General features: G+C 26.1%; 17 protein-coding genes. 8 read left to right on the top strand and 9 right to left on the bottom strand.

Going from position 1 to position 22957, the window contains the following annotated elements:
• Positions 1–91 precede the first annotated feature (91 nt).
• The 5 genes from Q0K52_RS02230 to Q0K52_RS02210 are packed head-to-tail and all read left to right on the top strand — an operon-like array spanning position 92 to position 6844.
• The gene (locus tag Q0K52_RS02230) at positions 92–244 is read left to right on the top strand and encodes a hypothetical protein (protein ID WP_297296015.1); all 153 of its coding nucleotides are present in this window, start codon (positions 92–94) and stop codon (positions 242–244) included.
• A gap of 8 nt (positions 245–252) precedes the next feature.
• Positions 253–1416 carry a radical SAM protein gene (locus Q0K52_RS02225; protein ID WP_297296013.1) on the top strand — a complete coding sequence of 388 codons (1164 nt, stop codon included), beginning with the start codon at positions 253–255 and terminating at the stop codon, positions 1414–1416.
• Positions 1397–2293, top strand: a complete 897-nt coding sequence (locus Q0K52_RS02220; protein WP_297296010.1) for a radical SAM protein — start codon at positions 1397–1399, stop codon at positions 2291–2293. Before Q0K52_RS02225 ends, Q0K52_RS02220 begins: the two co-directional genes overlap by 20 nt.
• Positions 2283–3020, top strand: a complete 738-nt coding sequence (locus tag Q0K52_RS02215; RefSeq protein WP_297296008.1) for a methyltransferase — start codon at positions 2283–2285, stop codon at positions 3018–3020. Before Q0K52_RS02220 ends, Q0K52_RS02215 begins: the two co-directional genes overlap by 11 nt.
• 17 nt (positions 3021–3037) lie before the next feature.
• Complete coding sequence (locus Q0K52_RS02210) at positions 3038–6844, top strand: ATP-binding cassette domain-containing protein (RefSeq protein WP_297296006.1); 3807 nt, start codon at positions 3038–3040, stop codon at positions 6842–6844.
• 320 nt (positions 6845–7164) lie between these two features.
• On the opposite strand, the gene Q0K52_RS02205 is transcribed toward Q0K52_RS02210, so the two are convergent.
• The 4 genes from Q0K52_RS02205 to Q0K52_RS02190 are packed head-to-tail and all read right to left on the bottom strand — an operon-like array spanning position 7165 to position 11019.
• Positions 7165–8346: a CapA family protein gene (locus tag Q0K52_RS02205; RefSeq protein WP_297296004.1), complete on the bottom strand. Its 1182-nt coding sequence runs from the start codon at positions 8344–8346 to the stop codon at positions 7165–7167.
• Positions 8347–8390: 44 nt separating this feature from the next.
• On the bottom strand, positions 8391–9794 hold the full coding sequence (locus tag Q0K52_RS02200) for a hemolysin family protein (RefSeq protein WP_297296002.1): 1404 nt from the start codon (positions 9792–9794) through the stop codon (positions 8391–8393).
• Between the two features lie 24 nt (positions 9795–9818).
• The gene (locus Q0K52_RS02195) at positions 9819–10508 is read right to left on the bottom strand and encodes a peptidoglycan recognition family protein (protein ID WP_297295999.1); all 690 of its coding nucleotides are present in this window, start codon (positions 10506–10508) and stop codon (positions 9819–9821) included.
• A gap of 10 nt (positions 10509–10518) precedes the next feature.
• Positions 10519–11019, bottom strand: coding sequence for a chemotaxis protein CheX (locus tag Q0K52_RS02190; protein ID WP_008726787.1), 501 nt, complete (start codon positions 11017–11019; stop codon positions 10519–10521).
• Between the two features lie 377 nt (positions 11020–11396).
• Between Q0K52_RS02190 and dnaE the strand changes: the two genes are divergently transcribed.
• Positions 11397–15116: a DNA polymerase III subunit alpha gene (gene dnaE, locus Q0K52_RS02185; protein ID WP_297295997.1), complete on the top strand. Its 3720-nt coding sequence runs from the start codon at positions 11397–11399 to the stop codon at positions 15114–15116.
• Positions 15117–15408: 292 nt separating this feature from the next.
• Here the strand turns inward: dnaE and trpS are convergent, their stop codons facing one another.
• Both trpS and Q0K52_RS02175 read right to left on the bottom strand, forming a co-directional pair.
• On the bottom strand, positions 15409–16407 hold the full coding sequence (gene trpS, locus Q0K52_RS02180) for a tryptophan--tRNA ligase (RefSeq protein WP_297295995.1): 999 nt from the start codon (positions 16405–16407) through the stop codon (positions 15409–15411).
• 22 nt (positions 16408–16429) lie between these two features.
• Positions 16430–17413: a regulatory iron-sulfur-containing complex subunit RicT gene (locus Q0K52_RS02175; RefSeq protein ID WP_297295993.1), complete on the bottom strand. Its 984-nt coding sequence runs from the start codon at positions 17411–17413 to the stop codon at positions 16430–16432.
• A gap of 166 nt (positions 17414–17579) precedes the next feature.
• On the opposite strand from Q0K52_RS02175, the gene Q0K52_RS02170 reads away from it, so the two are divergent.
• Together Q0K52_RS02170 and mnmH are read left to right on the top strand one after the other, a co-directional pair.
• Entirely contained in the window at positions 17580–18209 is a 630-nt protein-coding gene (locus tag Q0K52_RS02170; protein WP_297295991.1) for a hypothetical protein, read from the top strand.
• A gap of 145 nt (positions 18210–18354) precedes the next feature.
• Complete coding sequence (gene mnmH, locus Q0K52_RS02165) at positions 18355–19383, top strand: tRNA 2-selenouridine(34) synthase MnmH (RefSeq protein ID WP_297295989.1); 1029 nt, start codon at positions 18355–18357, stop codon at positions 19381–19383.
• An 84-nt stretch (positions 19384–19467) separates the two neighbouring features.
• Here the strand turns inward: mnmH and Q0K52_RS02160 are convergent, their stop codons facing one another.
• The 3 genes from Q0K52_RS02160 to Q0K52_RS02150 all read right to left on the bottom strand — a co-directional run bounded on the left by Q0K52_RS02160 (position 19468) and on the right by Q0K52_RS02150 (position 22949).
• Positions 19468–21651, bottom strand: a complete 2184-nt coding sequence (locus Q0K52_RS02160) for a methyl-accepting chemotaxis protein (RefSeq protein WP_297295987.1) — start codon at positions 21649–21651, stop codon at positions 19468–19470.
• A gap of 156 nt (positions 21652–21807) precedes the next feature.
• A complete protein-coding gene (tsaB, locus tag Q0K52_RS02155; protein ID WP_297295985.1) occupies positions 21808–22497 on the bottom strand; it encodes a tRNA (adenosine(37)-N6)-threonylcarbamoyltransferase complex dimerization subunit type 1 TsaB in 690 nt (229 codons plus the stop codon).
• On the bottom strand, positions 22494–22949 hold the full coding sequence (locus Q0K52_RS02150; RefSeq protein WP_297295983.1) for a YaaR family protein: 456 nt from the start codon (positions 22947–22949) through the stop codon (positions 22494–22496). Before Q0K52_RS02150 ends, tsaB begins: the two co-directional genes overlap by 4 nt.
• Positions 22950–22957: the final 8 nt, after the last annotated feature.

The raw sequence follows: 22957 nt of genomic DNA, 5'->3' as shown, positions 1-22957 counted from the left end.
TATATGCTTAAAAAATAAAATATATTTTTGCTTTTATGGCTTGTAATAATATACCTATATGTTATAATCATAGAATGTCTGGAGGATAAATATGAATGATATTGATAATGTTGTAATCAATGAAAAATATTCAAAGGAAGAGATAGCAGCATTAGCCTCTTTTATAGAAACTATAAAGAATGATGAAACTAGAAGTGAGCTTGCATGCTGGGGTAATTACGCTAAATATAATAAAGGTTATTAATAAATTTTATGGGGTTAATAAAAACCATAGTTTTAAAAACTACTTTAGATTGTAATTTAAGATGTTCTTATTGTTATGAGTTTAAAAGAGATGAATATGAAGATTTGAATTTAACCTCTATGTCAATAGAATTTTTATGCGGGCTTATTGAAAAGTTTGCAATTTTGTTCCCTGATTCTGAAATTTTATGGATGCTTCATGGCGGAGAGCCTTTATTAAAAGGTAAGAAATTTTTTGATGAATTTTGTTCCAAATTAGTAGAAGTCAATTCTAAATATAATGTATTATTTAATGTAGCCTTGCAAACTAATGGCTCATTAATAGACGATGAATGGATAGAATTATTTTCAAAATATCAAGATATATTTAGTGAAAGAATCATAAGTATAAGTATAGATGGTGATAAAATAGTCAATGATAAAGCAAGATTGACTAAAAATAATAAAAGTTCATTTGATAATGTCTTTAATGCTATTAATTTATTAAAAAAAACTGATATAAAAATTACAACTATAACAGTTGTAGGTAACCATAATTTAAAATATGCCAATGAAATTTATACTTTTTTAAGAAGTATACAGCCTCATTTTGTTAAATTTATTCCATGTTATAATTTTAATAATTATGGAGAAGTTGAAAAAGATGGTATAAGACCTCTTGAATATTCTAAATTTATGATAGATATTTTTGATTTATGGATTAAAGATATTGGAAAAAATAAAGATTTATATAAAAAATTTGTTATAGATCCTATAGCTAGTATTATAGCTTCTATAACAGGTACTTTGGTTACTTGGTGTGAATATAGAGAGGATAAATGTAATAATTTTTTGACATTGTTTCCTAATAAAGAATTATGGTTTTGCGATTCCTTTGAACATGATATACAAAGAGATAAAGCATATATCTGCAATTTAGAAAATGTTACAGACGATGAATTGAAAGAATTTATTTCTTCTAAAAAATATCCTCAATATGAAAATTTTTATAATCAAATACATACAGCTTGCAGTAAATGTGATATCAATAATATATGTCATGGCGGCTGTATAGCTTATAGAGATATATTCTTAAAAAAATCAGAAAATTTATTTTCAGAGTATTGTGCAGCAAAACATCAATTGATTTGCTATATGAAAAGAGTAGTTGATTATGCATTGCCTAAATATTAAAGTTACATATCAATGCTGTAATAAATGCAGTTATTGTTTTTCAAATAGTTATAAAAATATTAATATAAGTTTAGAAGAATTAAAAGATGCTGTTTTTGATGGATATAATAGAGGATGTAAATCAATTATCCTTTCCGGAGGAGAACCAACATACGATGAGGAAAAATTAATTTCTATATTAAATTATGCTGTTGAAATTGGATATAAAAAAATTATAATTCAGAGTAATGGTTATGGTCTTATAGATATTAATTCTGAATTATTTAAATCAATAAAAACTATATCAGATAATTATAATTTTTCTATATCATTTTCTATACTTGGTGCTTCTGCTGATACACATAATAAAGCTACAGGAAATAGTGATTCTTTTTATAGATTAATGAAGTCTATTGATAATATATCATTGTATACTAATGCTAATATATATACAAATACCGTTGTTTCTTCTTTAAACATAAATGAATTAAAAAGTATTATTGATATAGTTATTCCTTTTAGACCTTCTATAATGCAGTTCTCTGTTATGCATATTGAAAATGATAATGAATATGCGGTAGGACTTTTAGAAACAGTTAAAGCTATACATTCTATAAAAAATTATATTTCTCATGATATTTTACGCACTGAGGGAATTCCGTACTGTTTGATGCGTGGTATAGAAAAATGTGTAGGAGAAAGTTATTGGCCTTCAGAGATAGATTTATTTAACAGTAAAGAAGAAAATATTTTCGATTATAATCAAGTTAATTGCGGTATGAGATTTAAAGCTGATTTTTGTAATGATTGTATTTTTAATGATATATGTAATGGTGTATGGAAAGAGAATAAATTAGAGTTTTTGTCATTAGTATCAAGGGCTGTAAATGCAAAATAAAATTAATAATGAATTTATATCTATTTTAAAATGCAAAGATAAAAATTATGAATTATTTGTTAATGATTTAGTTTGTAATAAATTTGGAATAGCTGAACTATTTTGTAAACATTTTGATGAATTAAAATCTTTAAATTATATTAATGGTTATGGTTTAGATGTTGGATGCGGAGTTGGTCCTATAAGTATATTTTTGGCTGATAGTGGATATAAAATTGATGGTATAGAGATTAATGGCATAGCATGTAATTTAATGAAAAAAAATATTGATAAATATGGATTTAATAATTCTATAAATATTATTAGAAATGATTTTTCAACATATAGTTTTGAATCAAAGTATAATTTTATAGTAACCAATCCCCCTCTTGATGTAGAGATATTAGATTATAAAATAAATATTAATGATGTTTTAAACTCTAAAATTAGTCCTAAAGACTTTGAATATTTAACTAATAGTTGTAAAGATAAAAATAATAATGATTTGCTTACTAATATTTTTATTAAATCAAATGAATTATTATATGATGATTCTAAAATTATAGTTATATTTATTGATCTATATAAAGATATATTTGATTATATTATTAATTTGTCTAATAAGTTTTTTTATAATATAGTTTATCTTATAAAAGATAAAATTATATTAAAAGATGTTGGAATACCTAAAGATGATTTTGTAGATTCATATATTTTGGTATTAGAAAAGAATTATCAAAATCAATAGTCAGGCAGGAGATTATTATGTGTATAAAAGTTAATAATGCTAGAAAAAATAATTTGAATAATATATCAATTGACATTCCTTTAAATAAAATAATAGCTATTACAGGTGTATCAGGAAGCGGTAAAACTACATTGGCTAGAGATATAATAGCTCAATATTCATATAAAGAATTTTTAATAAATAAAAATAAGTCTTTAAGAAATGAATTAATAGATGATAATGTAACAGATGTGGCAAGCATAAATAATAATCCTCCTGCTATATGGATAGAAGTAAAAAATTCTATAAATAATAGAAATTCTACATTAGGTACAATTTCAGGAATATTAAAGAATTTGAGAAATATATTTGTTGAATATGCAGATTTGTATTGCTGTAATTGCGGTAATAAGGTTAATGATGATATTTTTACTGTAATAGAAAATTATGATTTTAATTTATTAATAGAAATGGAAATGGCTGATAATATAGATGAATGTTTTAATTCTATAAATGAAATTATTAAAATAAAAGAATTGAAATATTTTAATAAGGATAAGAAAGAAACTAAGAATAAAAAGACAGCAAGATATATTACTATATTATTAGATAAGCCAAGTAAAAATATTAAAAATATAATAAAAAATATTTATAATAAATTGAATTTAGAAGTGCTTATTGATATACCTAAGTTGTATTCTGCTATTAATCCAAAAACTCATACTATATGCAGTTCATGTAATAGTATAATTGAAAGAAAATTGCATAAAAGATTTTCATTTAATATTGATTTTAATAATGGCGGAGGTGCTTGCCGTAAATGTAGTGGAAGCGGTGAAGAAATAACTATAGATTATTTAAAATTATTGAATGATGAAAATAAATCTATTATATCAGGTGCTATTAAATTTGTAAGTGACAAAGGAGTACAATATTCAAATACTACTGTACAGGATATAGAAATATTTGCAAAACATTACGGATTTACCTCTAAAGCTAAATTCTCAAATTTAGATGATAATCAGAAACATTTATTATTTTACGGCGGAAATGATATTATAAAATATAAAGTAAGAGGTATAGAATATGTACTGAATTTTAATGGTATTGTTAATTCTTTAATAGAAGGTTATTTGAAAGGAAAAGGATTAAAATATATTGAACCTCTAATAGAAAAAAAGATTTGCAGTTCTTGTAACGGCACTAGAATTGATAATATTGTATTTAATATAAAATTATTTGATTATTCTATTGGAGATTTATTAAAATTATCAATTAATCAATTATATAATGTTATAAGCAATATGATAGAATTGTCAAATGACAATAGTCTAACTACAGAATTAAAAATTTTAAAAAATAATTTAAATATATATAATATGATGTCATGCGGATATCTCAATTTGAATAGATTAAGCAAAACTTTGAGCGGAGGAGAAGTTCAAAGGATAAGATTATGTTCTTATATATCATTATCTATATCTAATAGTATGATTATATTAGATGAACCAACATCAGGCTTGCATTCATCTGATATAAAGGATTTAATAAATTTGTTTAATAAAATTAAGGAAAAAGGAAATACTATAATTATAATAGAGCATAATAAAGATATATTGACATTTTGTGATTATATTATAGATATAGGTGAGGGTGCTGGAAAATATGGCGGTAATTTATTATTTCAAGACTATATATACAATATAGATAAATATAAAACTCCAACAGTATTATACTTAAAAGAGAATAGCAGTATTATTGATAATGATAAAAATAAATATAATATATTGTCAGATAAAATGCTTAAAATTAGTAATTGTAATTCTAACAACTTAAAAAATTTTAATGTGGATATACCTTTATATTCTTTAACTGCTGTATGCGGTGTATCAGGAAGCGGAAAATCCAGTTTTATAAAGAATCATCTAATTCCATTTTGCGAAAATAATAATATAAATAAAAAAAATACTTCAATATTTTATCTATCACAATCATTATATGCAAGATCAAGTAATTCAAATGTATGTTCTATTTTAGAATTAACAGAATTAATTTCTAATCTTTTTGGGCTTTCAAAAACAGACAGTGTAATATTTTCTTTAAATTCAAATAAAGGAAAATGCACTTTATGTAATGGAAATGGAATTATAAAAAGTGTTTATAATGAATATTTAGGTATGTGTCCTAAATGTTTAGGTAAAAGATTTGATGATGAAACATTAAAATATAAATATAAAGGTTATAATATAGATGATTTGTTAAATTTTTCAATTATTGAATTATATGATATTTTATCGGATAATAAAACTTTTAATAATATTTTTAAAAAATGCATTGAAATAGGAATAGGACATTTAACATTAAATAGAAGTGCTTCTAGTTTATCCAAAGGTGAATATCAACGTTTAAAACTTGTTCATATTTTCTCTAATGAGTTAAAAAATAATATTATAGTATTAGACGAACCTACAAGCGGTTTACATAATAAAGATATTAGAGTATTACTTGAAATGTTGAGAGATATACAAAAAAATAATAATACAATAATAAATGTAGAACATAATTTAGATTTTATTTTGCAAACAGATTATATTATTGAAATAGGGCCTAAAGCAGGAGATGATGGAGGATATTTGCTTTATTGCGGTAAATTAGATGATTTTTTAAATTGTGATACTCCTACAACTATTGCTGTAAAAAATAAGAGTAAAATTAAAAATGAAAATAAAAAAATAGATAATATAAAACAAGTAAATAATCAAAAAATTATATTTGAAACTAAGATTAATGAATTTGATATTAATAAAATAAATAATACTAATCTGTTTGAAAAATTAGCTAAATATTCAAATACAGAATATATTAGTTCTATTTTTCCTAATTATGAGCACAATGATGAAATTTATGAAAATGAAACATATTTACCTATTATAAATATAATAGATTTTAATAATATTAAAAATAGATATTTAAAATCATCTTCAATTATAGATTTACTTAATATTAAAGATATGATATCTTTAGCATTTTCTGAAAATAGAGATAATAGAAATTTATTATTGAATGTTTTTGATGTCGATAGTAAAGTTGGTAAATGTAAATTATGTTATGGTAGCGGCAGTGTTGATGAGATAGATTTAAATTTAATATTTGATAAGAATATTTTAAATAAGTCTATTTTAAAATTTCTAAAAGAGATTTCAAATTATTCTGAAGCTGTAAAACAATTAAAAAAGATATATAATAATGAAATAGATAAAGATTTTGATAAAATGTCAGATGAAGATAAGTATTTACTTCTATACGGTGATTTTTCGAAAGTATTTAAAATAGATGGAAAAAATGTATACTGGCAGGGAATAATACCATTATTAATTACACAGGGTAAATATTTTCCAGATGAAAACCTTATTAACAATATCAAATCAAGCAGAAAAAATGTTGAATGTACTTTGTGTGAAGGAAAATTAATTGATAAGGATTATTTAGATTATAAATTATTAGATAAAATTAGTTTTAGTGATTTTATAAATTTAAATTTTGAAGAATTATCTAAATTAATAAAAAATAAAAAAATTACAAATATATATTTAGATAATATTATTAGTGTTATTGATGTTATGTTGGAATTTGGTTTTAATAAATATAGTTTTAATACCAATGTATCATCTATTAAGGATATAGATAAAACATTATTATTATTTATATCTTATTTAAGAAATAATTTATATGGTACGTATTTATATATAAAAAATATTGATTCAGTTAATGATAAAAAAATTAGAAGTCTTTTAGATAAGTATATAAAAATATTGAGTGAAACTAATACTATTTTAATAGATTAATTTATATTTTTATTATAACATAATCATTATTGCAAGTACTAAATGGCATGGTATGTAAATAAAGTTTTAAAACTTATTTTCATTGCCCGCCCTTTAGATTTGTTAATTTAGTTTTGAATTTATGTTTTTCTTATTTTTTATTATTTTAATTAGAATTTAAAAACACCCACCCAAATTTAGTTTAAATTTATAATCTATACAACGCACGCAGAATAAAATTTTTTTATATATGATTGTTTTGAATTATAATCTAATAAGTAAATATAATTTTATTTACCGTGCGTTAATGAAGCTATTTGTATTTTCTATAGTATTATAAATTATCTATGAGCTAAACTATTATTAGATACAATGCTGTTATTAGTTATATTATCAGCAAACATAGTTTTTACTTTTTCATTCGTTAGAGGAGAGTAAAAATTATGTATAAGTTCATAACCTTTTTTTATCGCATTGGTATCATAAGCACTATAAATATGATTGCTTGATAGAGTAGGCATATTTATATTAGGATCTTCTTTGATAGGCTTCATAACAAAATCAAATCCGCTTTTCTTGAAGAATGCATAATAAGTTGGCACATAAGAAAAATTAATTTCTTTATTTTCATTAATTTCTAATGAAACAACAGTACCTATATCAAGATAAGGATATCTTCCTTTGTGGTTTGCTATAAAATTTCCTAAAGAATATATTATTATGCCGCTATGATTTGTACCTTCATATATTTCTACAGGTCTAGGAACATGCGGGTGATGTCCTACTATTATGTCAACTCCATTTTCTATTAAAGCTCTTGCAGTTTCTTTTGTTTTTTCTTCAGGAGCAGTTGTATATTCTAATCCGAAATGAAGAGATATTATTTTTATTTCATTGTTTGTAGCAAGTGCCAAATCTGATTTTACTTTTTCTATTAAATCTTCTTGTTTAGGGAAAAAATTCATAAAATAGAAATGATCATTTTTATTTGTTTTATGACTTAATCCATTATCAAGCATTGTATATGCTGATATGAAAAGAGGCACATTGTTAATATTTGTTATGATAGGAGCTATGCTAGGAGAATTAGTAGAACCTCCTAAAGTTAATTTATTATTTCTATGAAGCTCAGCAACCGTTTCTGATTCTGCTTGAGCCCCTTGGTCATAGGCATGGTTATTGGCAATAGAAAATGTATTAAAATAATTGAAAAAATATTTTAAATAATCCAATGAACCATTAAATTCAGGATAAGGCATAGGAGGTTTATTGGTATTAACAACAAATTCTAAATTGGCAAATACAATGTCTCCTTGAAAGTAATCTTTTAAATCTATTAAAACATCATTACTTTCAAAAGCCTTAACTATAGTAGGGTGAGTCATTATATCACCAGTAAATACCAATTTAATACTTTCAGGCGGCTCAGGAATTTTTTCTTCTTCTTTTTTATTTGCTTCATTGTCGGAACATGAAATTAATAAGGATAAGAAGAATATAATAGCAATAATATTTTTTATCATAGTTTTTTACCTAATTGTTTTTATAGTTTGTTATTTTTATTATCTTATTCATTTGCAATTTCTAAATCATTTTTTTCCATATCATGCATATCTATTTGTTCATTATTTTCAGTATTGTCTATATTATCCTTACCTCTTGTGTATTTTAGAGGAGTAAATTCCATTTCTACAATTCTTCTGTCTTCAACTTTCATTATTCTTCCTCTATAACCTTTTAGTATAAAACGTTCATTAGTCTCTGGAATATGATCAAGCATATCAAGAACATATCCAGCTATAGTTTGATATTCTTCATGCTCTAATTCTAATTTTAAAGTTTTATTGACATCTTCTATAGAAGCATTTCCGTTTATTATAATTCTTTTTCCTTTAAATCTTATTACATCAGCCTCTTTTTTATCGCTTTCATCTTCTATATCGCCCATAATTTCTTCTATTATATCTTCCATAGTAACAAGTCCGGCAGTTCCGCCGTATTCATCAATAGTAATAACCATTTGTAATTTCTTTTTTTGCATATCATTAAATAAACTGCTTATAGTTTTAGTTTCAGGTACGAAATATGGAAGCATAATATAATCAATAGCTTTTTTTCTTATCTTGTTTGCTTTTTTACCGCCTACTTTAACATATTCTTTAAATAATGATCTTGTATGAAATATACCTATTATATGATCAACAGTTTCTTCATAAACAGGAAATCTTGAAAGACCAGTTTCTACAGTAAGTTTAATTATCTCATCAACATCTGTTTCAGCTTCTATGCATACCATATCAACACGCGGAGTCATTATTTCTTCTACAGTTTTATTTCTAAAATCTATAACACCGGTAAGAAGTTCATGGGTATATTCTTTTATTATACCTTCTTTATGTCCTAAATGAATTATAGTGGTGATATCTTCCATACTTGATAAAGCACTTCTTTTTTCTGCATTTCTTAACTTTTTAGGTACAAAATAATTCATTATGAAAGTTGTTACCTTATCCATTAAAAAAGTTATAGGCTTGAATATGAAATGACAGAATTTCATAAAATATAAAAGATAAGGCATTACTTTTTCAGCATTTACTCTCATCAATACTTTTGGCAATATTTCACCAAATATGATAATTAATATTGTTATAGTAGCTGTTGATATTGTTACCATAACATTTGTTGTTAAGTATGGCAAAGCATCTGCCAGCCTTATAGCAAATACTGTTATTATAGAGCTTGCTGTGATATTTACTATATTATTTCCAACTAAAAGAGTAGGGATCATAGAACTTGATTTTTCCCAATACTTTTTATCTTCTTCTTTTATTTTTTTCTCTCTTACCAAACGCATTAATGTAACATCATCAATAGAAGTATATGCTGTTTCACTTCCAGAAAATAATGCTGATAATATTATAAGTATGACAATAGTTAGTATTTCAAATAAATAAATTAATATAATCTCCATGATTTTATAAACCTTATTACTTTTTTATAATCTTTCTCTTAATTCCTTCATAAAATTGCTGCCTGGATCTCTTTTTCCAGGATTTATGTATTTTGTGTTTAGTTCTTTATATAAAGAATAATGAGGAAGTTTTTTATCTTTGTATTCATAATGAGCTATAACGTATTTTATACTTTTATATTTGCTTTGTAAATATTTTATTAATTTGACATTAGATTCTAATTGTTCTTTAGTAAGTTTATCAGGATATCCTATATTTTCTATACTTATAGAAGTATAATTAAATCCTACAGTATGTCTTGCTATATATTCAGTTGGAGTATTTGCATATATTGTACCATCATAATCTACTAGAAAATGAGTACCAACATTTACTTCTCCTCCAGCTTCTATATCTGGTCTTCCAATTAATAAATCATTTTTGAATATATTAACTGCTATTTTTAGATTTGGTGTTTCTGTAGAATGAACAACAATTATTTGAGGATTATCTAAATATATTAAAGGCTGCCCATAATGAACTTTAGTATAATCAGACAATAATTTTAATCTTAAAGAATTAGGTGTGATTTTATAACTGTTATTTATATCTATTTTGGGAGTATTATTTCTTGTTTTGGCATAATTAGTATTAATAACAGTATCTCTCATTGTGTTGTTACAAGATAATACTGTTATTATAATAAATATTGTACCAATTATATTTTTTAACATTTAATATTAATTAAGCATCCATAGCTATATTAACGCTAACGAATCCAAGAGAAGATTGGAAAGGTATAATTATAGTTTGCAAATTTTTAGGAATTATTTGTATCTCTTTTCCAAAATAAAGTATAGGAGGAGTAATATCGCAGCTTATTCCTTCTTCAGCTAATTTAGTTATAGCAAGACCACTTATAGTGTTTCCCATTTCGTTTATAACACTTCTCATCATGTCTTCAAAATCATCTTCAGAGTCATATTCACCGCGTTTTTTATCTGTAAGATTTTCAGTTAAAAGCTGAGAAAAATTCTCTGGGAATTCATAAAGAACCTGTCCATTAACATCACCTACAATTCCTATAGCAACGCCATATCCAGAAAACAACTTACGTCCCTGACCTTTTACTAAAGTACCTTTTTCCATTGTAAGTCCTGCCATCTCTTTAAATATTGATACTAAAGATACTATAAATGGATTGATAAATCTAACATCCATAAATTTTATAGGAGTTGTAGCCATGTTTTTTATTCCTTCATATTATTTTATTTTACTTATAATTATAACATACTTAATTTTTATTTCAATCTAAATTGCCAAATATTTATTACTTATGTAATTAAATGATTTATTTATAGTTATATTTTTTTGTTGTTATTAGTAATTATGTTTTCTATACGGCTTTTTTAAAATAATTTTGTTAAGTTTTTTATGATTTGTTTTATGAAGTATATGTTTTATTAATATGAAATAAAATATTTTGAGTATATTAATTTTATAATAAATATACCGTAAATATTTATAGTAGAAATATAAAAACTATTTATATATTTTTTATGAATTTAACTTGATATTTAACCTAAATGATATAGAATAAGAACAATAAATAGGGGTTTATTATGTCATTTGTTCATTTGCATGTACATACACAATATTCAATACTTGACGGAGCTTCAAGGATAAAATCACTATACTCAAAAACAGATAAGAAGAAAAGACTTATACCTGGTTTGATAGACAGAGCCGTAGAATTGGGAATGCCTGGAATAGCTATAACAGACCATGGTAATATGTTTGGAGCCATGGAGTTTTTTTCTGAAGCTAAAGATAAAGGTATTATACCTGTTATAGGCTGTGAACTTTATGTTGCCCCTAAAACTAGATTCGATAAAAAATTAGAAAACTCAGAAGAAAAAAGTGCAATGCATCTTATTATGCTTGCTAAAGATAAAGAGGGATATAATAATTTATGTAAATTAGTTACTTTTGGATATACTGAAGGTTTCTACTATCGTCCTAGGGTAGATCATGAATTAATAGAAAAATATAATAAAGGTCTTATTTGTCTATCAGCATGTATGGGGGGAGAAATACCTATAGCTATAAGAAAAAAAGATTATAAACAGGCATCAAAATTAGCTGAATATTATAAATCTATTTTTGGTGACGATTTTTATATAGAACTTCAAGATCATGGAATACCTGAAGAAAAGACTTTAAATAGTGCTTTATATAAGTTGGCAAATCATCATAATATAGAATTGGTTGTAACTAATGATGTGCATTATGTATCCAAAGAAGATGCTAAGGCACATGAAATACTTTTAGCTATACAGACAAAGGCTACTTTGGATTCTCCTAGAAGATATAAATTCCCAAGTAATGAATTCCATTTAAAAACTGAAGAAGAAATGATGAAGTCATTTGCCAAACTTCCAAAGGCATTTGAAAATACAGTAAAAATAGCAGAGCAATGTAAAGATTTGAATATAATGACAAAAACCTATTACATGCCTAATTATGAGCTTCCTAATGGAGAAACTGAAACTACAGCACTTAGAAATATGTGTATGGAAGGTTTGAATAAATATTATAACAATAATATACCTAAAGAAGCTATGGAAAGGCTGGAAATGGAATTAGGTGTTATAGGTAAAATGGGATTTGAAGGTTATTTCTTGGTAGTTCAGGACTTCATTAACTATGCCAGAAATCATGATGTTGCTGTAGGTCCAGGACGTGGAAGTGCTGCTGGTTCAATAGTTGCATTTGCTACAGGAATTACTAAAGTTAATCCTCTTGATTATAATTTGCTTTTTGAAAGATTCTTGAATCCGGAAAGAAAAAGCATGCCCGATATTGACGTTGACTTCCAAGATGATAAGAGGGAAGTTATAATAGATTATGTAAAAAATAAATACGGTAAAGATAATGTTTCACAAATAGCTACTTTCGGTGCTTTGGGTGGACGTTCTGTTATAAGAGATGTTTGCCGTGTTATGGGTATAGATTTAGCTACAGCTGACAGACTTGCTAAAAGTATACCAGATGATGTAAAAAGAGTAGTAGATATATATGATCATCCTGATTGTGCTGATCTTGTTAAGGAGATAGAAGGCAATAGAGAATTAAAAAATATGTATGAAATATCTACAAGACTTGACGGTTTGGTTAGGAATGTGGGGCTTCATGCTGCTGGTGTTATTATATCTTCTCACCCTATAGCTGATTTAGCACCAGTTTATCAGGATTCTAAGACAGGTACTAGAGCTTGTCAATATGAAATGACTTATGTTGAAAGTGCCGGTCTTATAAAAATGGACTTTTTAGGTATTAAAAACTTAAGACTTATAAAAGATGCTATAAAAGATATAAAAGACAGATATGATATTGAAATAGATATAGATAAGATTCCTTTAGATGATGAAGCTGTTTACGATATATTTAGAAGTGCAGATACAGGAGGAGTTTTCCAGTTTGAAAGTCCTGGTATGCGTCAAATGCTTATAAATATTCAGCCTACAGGTTTTGATGACTTAGTATCAAGCGTAGCATTGTACCGTCCTGGTCCTTTGAACTCTGGCATGGATAAAGACTATGCTGATAGAAAAAATAAAAGAAAAGAAATAGTATATAAACACCCAGATTTAGAACCTATACTTAAAGAAAGTCAGGGAGTACTTATATATCAAGAGCAGATTATGGCTATAAGTAGGGTTATAGGCGGATTTACTGCTGCTGAAGCTGATGACTTAAGAAAGGCTATGGGTAAAAAAATCGTAGAGAAAATGAACTCTATGAGAGAGAAATTCATTACCGGCGGACTTGAAAGAGGTTATGATGAAGAGTTGTTAAATTATCTTTTCGATACAATGAAAGGTTTTGCCGAATATGGTTTCAATAAATCTCACTCTGTTTGCTATGCATTAATTGCTTATCAGGAAGCTTATATTAAAGCACATTATCCAATGGAATATTATGTGGCTTTACTTAATACTGTTATAGCTGATACTGATAAAATATCTTTGTATCTTAATGAAATTAAACAGAAAAATATAGAGATAGTTACTGCAAGCGTATTTGAAAGTGATGCTTTATTTTCTCAAAAGAATGGTAAAATAGTTTATGCTTTACATGCAGTTAAAGGTGTTGGACTTCATGCTGCTTTAGCTATTCAGGAAGAAAGAGAGAAGAATGGACAATTCAAAAATTTAGAAGATTTTGTAAAACGTGTTGATGTTCATTTAGTTAATAGAAAAGTATATGAAACACTCATAAAATGCGGTGCTTTCTCTGAATTCGGTCATACTGAAAGTGCTTTGATTTCTTCACTTGATGCAATATTAGCTCATGCTTCTAATTATCAAAAAGAAACTTTATCAGGTCAGACTATGTTATTTGACTCTATGTCTGAAGATGATACAGGCGGTGCTTCTTTGGTAATAGAAAAACAAGTTGAATATGCTTCTAATATTTTGATGGAAAATGAAAAAGAAGTTCTAGGATTTTCATTAAGATATCATCCTTTTTCAAGGTATATTACTAAAATTGATTATAAATATTTCAATAATACTTTAGATATAGACAATTTAAAAGATAAAGACGAATTTTTAATTCCTGCCGTTGTTCTTAATGTTATAGAATCAACTACAAAGAAAAATACTCCTATGCTTACATTAAAAGTTATAGATTTATTCTCTGAGTATGTATTCTATATAACAGCTAAAAGCCAAATAGAAAAATTTAAAGATATGTTAAATGAACAAGTTGGTATTGTGATAAAAGGACGCAGAGAGAAGAACAGATTTTCTGATAAAATATACAACAATATAGTTGATATTAAATTATTGGATTCTTTCTTAAAAGATAAAAATCTTAAACTTAAAGAAGTTAAAAGAGATAATATAAAGAGAGATAATGTAAAGAGAGATAATGTAATTGAAACAGCAGCAGAAAATAAACAGGTTCAATCTCAAAATGAAGTTCCATTTAAGAATATTAATAAAGAAAATGATATTAAACGTTCTGATAATGTTGTTTCAAATACTCCTTTTACAAGCAGACCTAATAATAGTATAGCTGTTAAATACTCTAATAGCGGTAAAAAACAATTAGCTCTCTATGTAAATAAAAATATATTTGATGATATGGATTTATTATGTTTGCAAAATGCCATATCTTTAAATCCTGGTGATTATACTATATTCTTAAAATTAAAATCTGAAAGCGGTACAGAAGTATTTAAAATAGGTGAGGATTATAAGGTTGATCCTAATCAGAGATTCTTGAATGAAGCTAAAAGTTCATTAAGATCTTTAATAGAAATAGAATATGCTTAAAATATGATTGATTATATATAAAAAAAGACTGTTAATTTTGTTAATTAACAGTCTTTTTTATGTGGAATACAAATTATTATTTTTTTATTATTGCTAATAAAAATTGTTCGCTCAAAGGCTCTGTCAAGTAAACTTGCCAGAGACTCACAATTTTTATAATTAGCTTTACAATATTTAAAAATTATTATTTTTTTATTATTGCTAATAAAAATTGTTCGCTCAAAGGCTCTGTCAAGTAAACTTGCCAGAGGCTCACAATTTTTATAATTAGTTTTACAATATTTAAAAATTATTATTTTCTTTTATTGTCTACTAATCCCATTTTTTCTCTTACTTCATATAATGTTTTTTCAGCAACTTCAGAAGCATTTTTAGCTCCTTCTTTAAGAACATCATAAATATAATCTTTATCATTAGATAATTTATTGATATTTTCTCTAATAGGTGCTAATTCATTATTGATGTTTTTAGCAAGCATTCTCTTACATTGTACGCAGCCTATGCTCGCATTTTTACAGCCTTCGCAAATTTCTTTTTGCTCATCTTCAGTAGAAAATATTTTATGATAATTATAAACATTACATATATCAGGATTTCCAGCATCTGTTTTTAATTTTCTGTTTGTATCAGTAATAGCTTTCTGCATTATTAATTTTTCAGTTTCTTCTGCTGTTAAAGATAATGCAATATGGTTATTTAAAGATTTACTCATCTTATTTTGACCATCTAATCCTAATATTCTTAAAACCTTACCATGATAAGTATCTGGTTCTTTAAAATATTCTCCATATCTGTTATTGAATTTTCTAACTATCATTCTAGTTAATTCAACATGCTGTTCTTGGTCTTCTCCAACAGGTACAATGTCTGGGTGATAAAGCAATATATCAGCAGCCATTAATGAAGGGTAGGTTAATAAAGCTGCATTAATGTTTTCTACATTTTTTCTTGATTTATCTTTATATTGAGTCATTCTTTCTAACTCTGCTACAGGTATAATAGAGTTAAATATCCAAGCAAGTTCAGTATGAGCTCTTACATCAGATTGTACGAATATAGAACATTTTTTTGGATCAAGTCCGCATGCTAAATATTCTGTAGCTGCATCCATTATTCTTTTTTGCATTTGAGTAACATCATATTCTACAGTTATAGCATGATAATCAACTATACAAAAGAATCCGTAATAATCATCAAGTATAGTAGCCCAATTTTTCAAAGCGCCAAGATAATTACCAATATGAAGTGAACCAGTAGGCTGTATTCCGCTTAACATAACTTTTTTTGACATTTTATAACTCCATTTTATTAATTTATTCAGCTTTTATATTAGCAATTAAGAAACCTTCTTCAGTGGTTTTTAAATCGCTAACATTAATATATATAAGTCTTTTATCTTCAGTTTCTATTAATAGTTTTTTATTTAAAGGATTTAAATCTTTAATTACAGCAGGTACGCTATTAAATACCAATTTCGTTCCAACCTTAGGTAAGTCTTTTTTTAATGAACAATAAGCCTTATATTCATGACCTAAACAGCACATAAGTCTTCCGCATTGTCCTGATATTTTTATTGTATTTAAAAGCATTCCTTGTTCTTTTGCCATCTTTATAGTAATAGTTTCAAATTTACCTTTTATTACTTTGCAGCATAATTCACGTCCGCATATTCCGCATCCGTCTATAGATCTGGCTTCATCTCTAACACCTATTTGTCTTAATTCTATTCTTGTTTTAAAATGCGCTGCTAAATCTTTTACTAATTCCCTAAAATCTATTCTTTCTTCAGCGATAAATTCGAATAGAAGTTTAGCTCTGTCCAAAAAATAATATGAACTTATTAACTTTAAATCTAAATTATGATTATTTACTTTTTCTTTGCATATTTTAAAGGCTTCTGCAGCATCTTCTGTATTTATTCTATGCTGTTCTAAATCCTTTTCATCTGCTATTCTTAATATATTGAATATTTTATTTTTATTATTTTTAGTTTTGATATGATGATTTTCTTCTTCTGCTACCATATCTTTTAATTCTTCTGAAATTTCTTCATCATGAATAGTGTCATCAACAGAGGTATCATCATTGTTTTCTATATGTTCATTATTTTCATTGTTATTTTCTTCTTCTAATGAATCTATATCGACATCTTCAAAATTTAATACTTGGCCTATTTCTATACCTTCATCTGTTTCTATAACACAGTTATCTTTAATTTTTATATTTTCTATGTGTAAATGTTCAAATTTTCCTATATTAGAACCCCTAAACTTTATATGGGCTATATTTTTTATCATTAAAATACTCCAATATTTATTAAAAATAATTAAATTTATAGATATTATATTTTATTTTTAAGTTGATATTATTGCAAGTATTATTTTTTAATATAGGATAAAAAAATATATATTAATGTATATTTTTTTGATTGATAAATATTACATATAGTATATTATAGTATATATGCAGTTTTTGATAAAATTATTTTCGTTAATGGTACTATCATTTTCTTTATTTTCATGTGCAACTGTACCAGAAATTTATTTAAAAACTAATAATGGTTCATATTGGAAGGAACTTGTAAAAAACAAAGTAGCTTCAGATAGTTATCAAAATATATACAGATTTGATAAAAATGCTAATATGAGCTTAATTGTTTATGGATATAAAAGCAAAATTAAATATACATTATTTTTAATGAAAGAGCATAATCAGGCTTTTTATTATAAAAAATTTACTTTAAAAAATTATATTATAGAGAGTTTGCCTTCTCTTAATTTATATGAAGATGTTGTTACAAAAAATGCTTATACTCCATTATATCTTGATTTTTCTTTTTATTTTTCTAGGAATTTCAAAGATAGAAGCATATATATGCCTATAGGACTAATGGTAGAAGATAATAAATTATATATAGCTAAAGTATATGATTCGGGCTATAGGGATAAATTAAGATATTGGCTTAGAAAAAATGGTTATGGCAGAGGTAAAGAATGGCGGCCTGCTATAAATGCTGATTGGGATTCTTATCCAGTACCTACAGAACATGAAATTAATTGGGATAAAACTGAATTTGTTGGTATATTATTTTAGTAAAATGATTTTTAATAATATTGTCTGAAATTTTTTATTTTATCAAAAAATAATAGTATAGTGATTATGTATAATATTTTTATTAAATATCTTTACATTTTTTATTTATATTATAATATTTTAAATTATTAATATTGGAGCATCAATGGTTAAACGTATAAATATAGAAGAATTTTTAAATTTACAAAGAAATGATAATTTGCCGGTAATAGATGTACGTTCTCCTATAGAATATTCTCATGCCCATATTCCAAATGCTTATAATATTTATTTATTTAATGATGAAGAAAGAAAGGAAGTAGGTACTATTTATAAGCAAGTAGGCCGAAAAGAGGCTGTTTTAAAAGGTTTGGAATTTGTATCTGTTAGAATGACTGAAATACTAAAAAGTATTGATGAAATAGTATGCAATCATAATAATACTAATAAGATACTTATGCATTGTTTTAGAGGCGGTATGAGAAGCGAGTCTGTAGCTTGGCTTTGTTCTAGCTATGGTTATGATGTTTATGTATTGGAAGGCGGCTATAAGAGATATAGGAATTATGTTTTAGACTCTTTTGAGAAGAATTATAAAATATATTTGCTTACAGGAAGAACAGGAAGCGGAAAAACTCTTATATTGAAGAAATTAAAGGATAAAAACTGTAATGTAATAGATTTAGAAAAATTAGCTAAACATAAAGGTTCTGCTTTTGGTTGGATAGATGAGGGAGAACAGCCAAGTCAGGAGCAGTTTGAAAATGATCTTTCTTATGAATTATCAAAATATAATAAAGATGATATTCTTTGGTTTGAAGATGAGAGCCTTCTTATAGGAAAAAGAGCAATACCAAAACCTTTATTCAATAACATGAGAGATGCTGAAAAGATAATATATTTAGATATACCTAAAGAGTGTAGGGCAGAATATATAGTGAATACTTATGGAAAATATAGTTTAGATGATTTAAAAGAATCTATATTAAAGATAAAAAAACGTTTGGGAGGAGAGAGATTAAAAGAGTCTTTAGAACTGCTTGATAGCGGTAAGATGTATGAATGTGTACTAAATATGCTATATTATTATGATAAGGCTTATAAACTTAGTATAAATGAAGAAAGACTTGTATCTATAGAATGTAATAATCAAAATTTCGATGAGATAATCGAGCTTATACTGTTTAAAGTTTAATATATATTTGTTTAATTTTTTGCAATAAAAAAGCGAGGGATTAATTAAAATCTCTCGCTTTAATTTTTTATTTATTAAAAAAGATTAAAATGATTCAAAACCATCAGAAGTATCTTTAGAAGTATCAAATGTATTTCCAAATTCACTATCTTTTACTGTTCTATTTGAAACAGCAGGAGCTTTTTCCTCATGATGTTTTTTTATAGGACTTTTTAATTCTGGTTTTTTAGTTACAGGTTTACTGCTGCTTGTAGTATGGCTAGCAGTAGTACTGCTGCTTGAAGAAGAATGTGTTGTAGTGCTTGGAGCAGGTTTAGAAGAAGGTTTATTTTCTTGAACTGCTTTTGCATCAGTTTTTGGTTCAACTTTTTTCTTCTCTACTTTATCTATATTCTTTTTATAGTTAGAACCTCTTAATTTGAAGAATTCCATAGCAGTTAATAATTCTTCAGCTTGAGAGAATAAAGCTTCAGAAGCAGCTGTTGCCTCTTCTACTAAAGCAGCATTTTGCTGAGTAGTCATATCCATTTGAGTGATGGCAACATTAACTTGATCAACACCAGCTTGCTGTTCCATAGCTGTAGAACTTAAGTCCTGCATAATTTTTGCAGTTTCTTCAATTTGAGCTCTTAATTTTTGGAATATTTCTTGAGATTCTCTAGCAGTTTCTGTTGCTGTAGCTATTTTTTCTTCTGAATCAGCTACCAAAGTAGTAATGTCTTTAACTGAAGTTTGAGTAGTTTGAGCAAGGTTTCTTACTTCAGAAGCAACAACTGCGAAACCTCTACCTTGTTCACCAGCACGGGCAGCTTCAACTGCAGCATTAAGAGCAAGTATATTTGTTTGGAATGCTATATCTTCAATTATTTTTGTAATAGCACTAATTTTAGAACTAGATTCATATACTGCTTCAATGTTTTGAGTAGTTTCTTCAATAATCCTTCCAGCATCTTCAATAGCACCTTTAGAATTGATCATCATATTGTTACCTTCTAAAGTATGTTCGGCAGACGATTTTATTGTAGAAGCAATCTCTTCCATAGAAGAAGCTGTTTCTTCAAGACCGGAAGCCTGATTTTCTGTTCTGTTAGATAAATCTATATTACCTTGTGCTACCTCATTAGCAGATGCTTTTACAGTATAAGCACTGTCATATACTATTCTTACTTTTTCATTCAATTGATCTAATATTTTTATTAAAGCAATAGCAATTTCACCAAATTCGTCTTTTCTGTTTTCGAATCCAGGAGGTGTAGACCAACTTAAATCACCTTGAGAAAGGCTAGTTAAATCTATTGCTAATAAGTTTAATATTGTTGTTATTTTACTAATATAGAAACTAATAACTATAGAAGCTAAAATAAGTATTGCTATAGTACCAATAACAGCATATCTTTTCATAGCTATAATATGAGAGAATAACTCATCTGATTCTATACTCATAACAATAGACCAACCAGAAATAGGTTCTCTATAGAAAGTAGCTATAGAATCTTTATTATTAAATGGTGATTTAAACTCATAATATCCAGATTCATTTTCAACCGCATATTTAATATAATCAGCATTTCTTAAAACTTCATTTCTAACATGTGAAGGAACAGGGTCAGCAATAACCCATCTATCTTTATCTACAATGAATGGGTGACCTGTTTCACCAAATTTAACAAGATTTAATTCTTTATCTATAAATCCTAACCAATCAATCATAGTTGATATTGCCCCAACTATATTACCTGTACTGTCTTTTATTGGTGAAAAAATCTTAACTACATATTTATTATTGTCTGCAGGAGAAGGATCAACAGTGTAATGCATTGATGATTGTCCTGCCATAATTTTTTGCCATAATTCTGTATTACTAAAATTTCTAGCAGTATTTACCACTTTTCCATCTAAATTATCAGCTATTACATTTCCAGAACCATCAAGTATAACAATACCTTCAACGTTATGGTTATTAGCTACAATGTTTTTTAAGCTTGCTTCAACAGCTGCTTTTGATTCTGGTGTTCTAGTTCTAATATATGTTATAAATTCAGGGTAACCGCTGCTTATAGCTTCAGACGTATATATTGCCTGACCTAGCCATACATTTATCATTCTTGAATATACTTTTGTAGTAGTTTCAAATCCAAATATAGCCGATTTTCTTATACCCTGAACACCTATATTGATTAGTAAGGTAACTAATATAGTTGTCATAATGGTAACGAGTAGCATTACGAAGAACGGAATTTTTACCTTCAAGGACTGTAACTTTCTCACTTTCAAACTCCAACAATTTTTTATTAATGTTAAAATATAACTATTAATATTCTTATATATAATAATATATAATAACAATATTTTTTACGAAGTCAAGATATATTTTTTACACATCATATAAATTATCGTATAAATTTTACTTGTTTTTTAAAAAAATTAGATTTTTTTATATTCAGCTTCACTTTTTCTTATATATAGTGGTAAAAGTGTGAAAATATCATCAAATTCCTTGCCTCTTGATAGTTTTATTGTGTTTGAGGCTCTTATAATGTGATATGAATTATCTAAAATAGGTAAATTATAATCTTTAAGATTTTCTTTGAAAAATTTATAATTTCTAACAAATCCATCTCCGCATAAAGTGATATCTTTATTATTAGTTTCTATGGATTTAATTATGTTTACGAATTCTTCATAAGTTAAATCTAAATTTTCTTTTATTTTTTTATCATTGTTGTAGATATTAGCGTAAATACTTCCTTTTCTGGCATCAATTATAGATGCTTTGATACCTTTATATTCTCTAATGTTTTCATATAAAGTATCTAAGCTGGAAATTCCTATTATAGGTATATTTCTAGCATAACATATAGTCTTTATTGTTGCAAATGCTATTCTAAGAGCTGTAAAAGAACCAGGACCAATTCCTAATGCTATGTAATTTATATCATTTAATGATAGTTTATTTTCTTCCAAGAAATTATGTAATATTGGAAGTAATTCTTCATTATGGTTTCTTACATTCTCTTTATTATATTCTGATATTATTTCTGGATTTTCTGATTTTTGTATAGCTATGGAAAAGCTAGAGGATACTGTATCAAAAGCTAATATATTTTTATTCATGACATTAAATCTAATACTAAACCTTTAAGTCTCATTACCTTATTTGCTATTGCAATATGGTTTTTTTGTTCTTGCATAATCAATTTATATAGAGAATCCAATTCTTCATTGATTTTAGAAACTACTTGATATTCACGCCCTCTCCTCATATATGATGAAACTATTCTGATTCTATAGGCGTCTTTTACTAATTTGTCTGTTAAAGATCTAATTAAATCTCTGAATTTCTGAAAGTCTTTGATGTTAGCACTTTTTTCTAAAAGATTGCCGGCATCATAAATTTGTCTCTTTAATTCATCTAATTCATAAGAATACTTTCTTATTTCCTTTTCTTCTTCCAACATTGTTGCAAACGGAGATGATGATACAGCAACTTTCATAGAAGCATCTTGCGAAGTCATTAATAAGCTGTTTAAATTCATCTCTCTGTTTCTTCTTTCTTGGACTCTCATTATTTTTC

The organism is uncultured Brachyspira sp. (genome assembly GCF_944390845.1).
Taxonomy (GTDB): Bacteria; Spirochaetota; Brachyspiria; order Brachyspirales; family Brachyspiraceae; genus Brachyspira; species Brachyspira pulli.
Note: the sequence above shows the minus strand (reverse complement) of the source record. Positions and strands in the feature narration are given on the sequence as shown.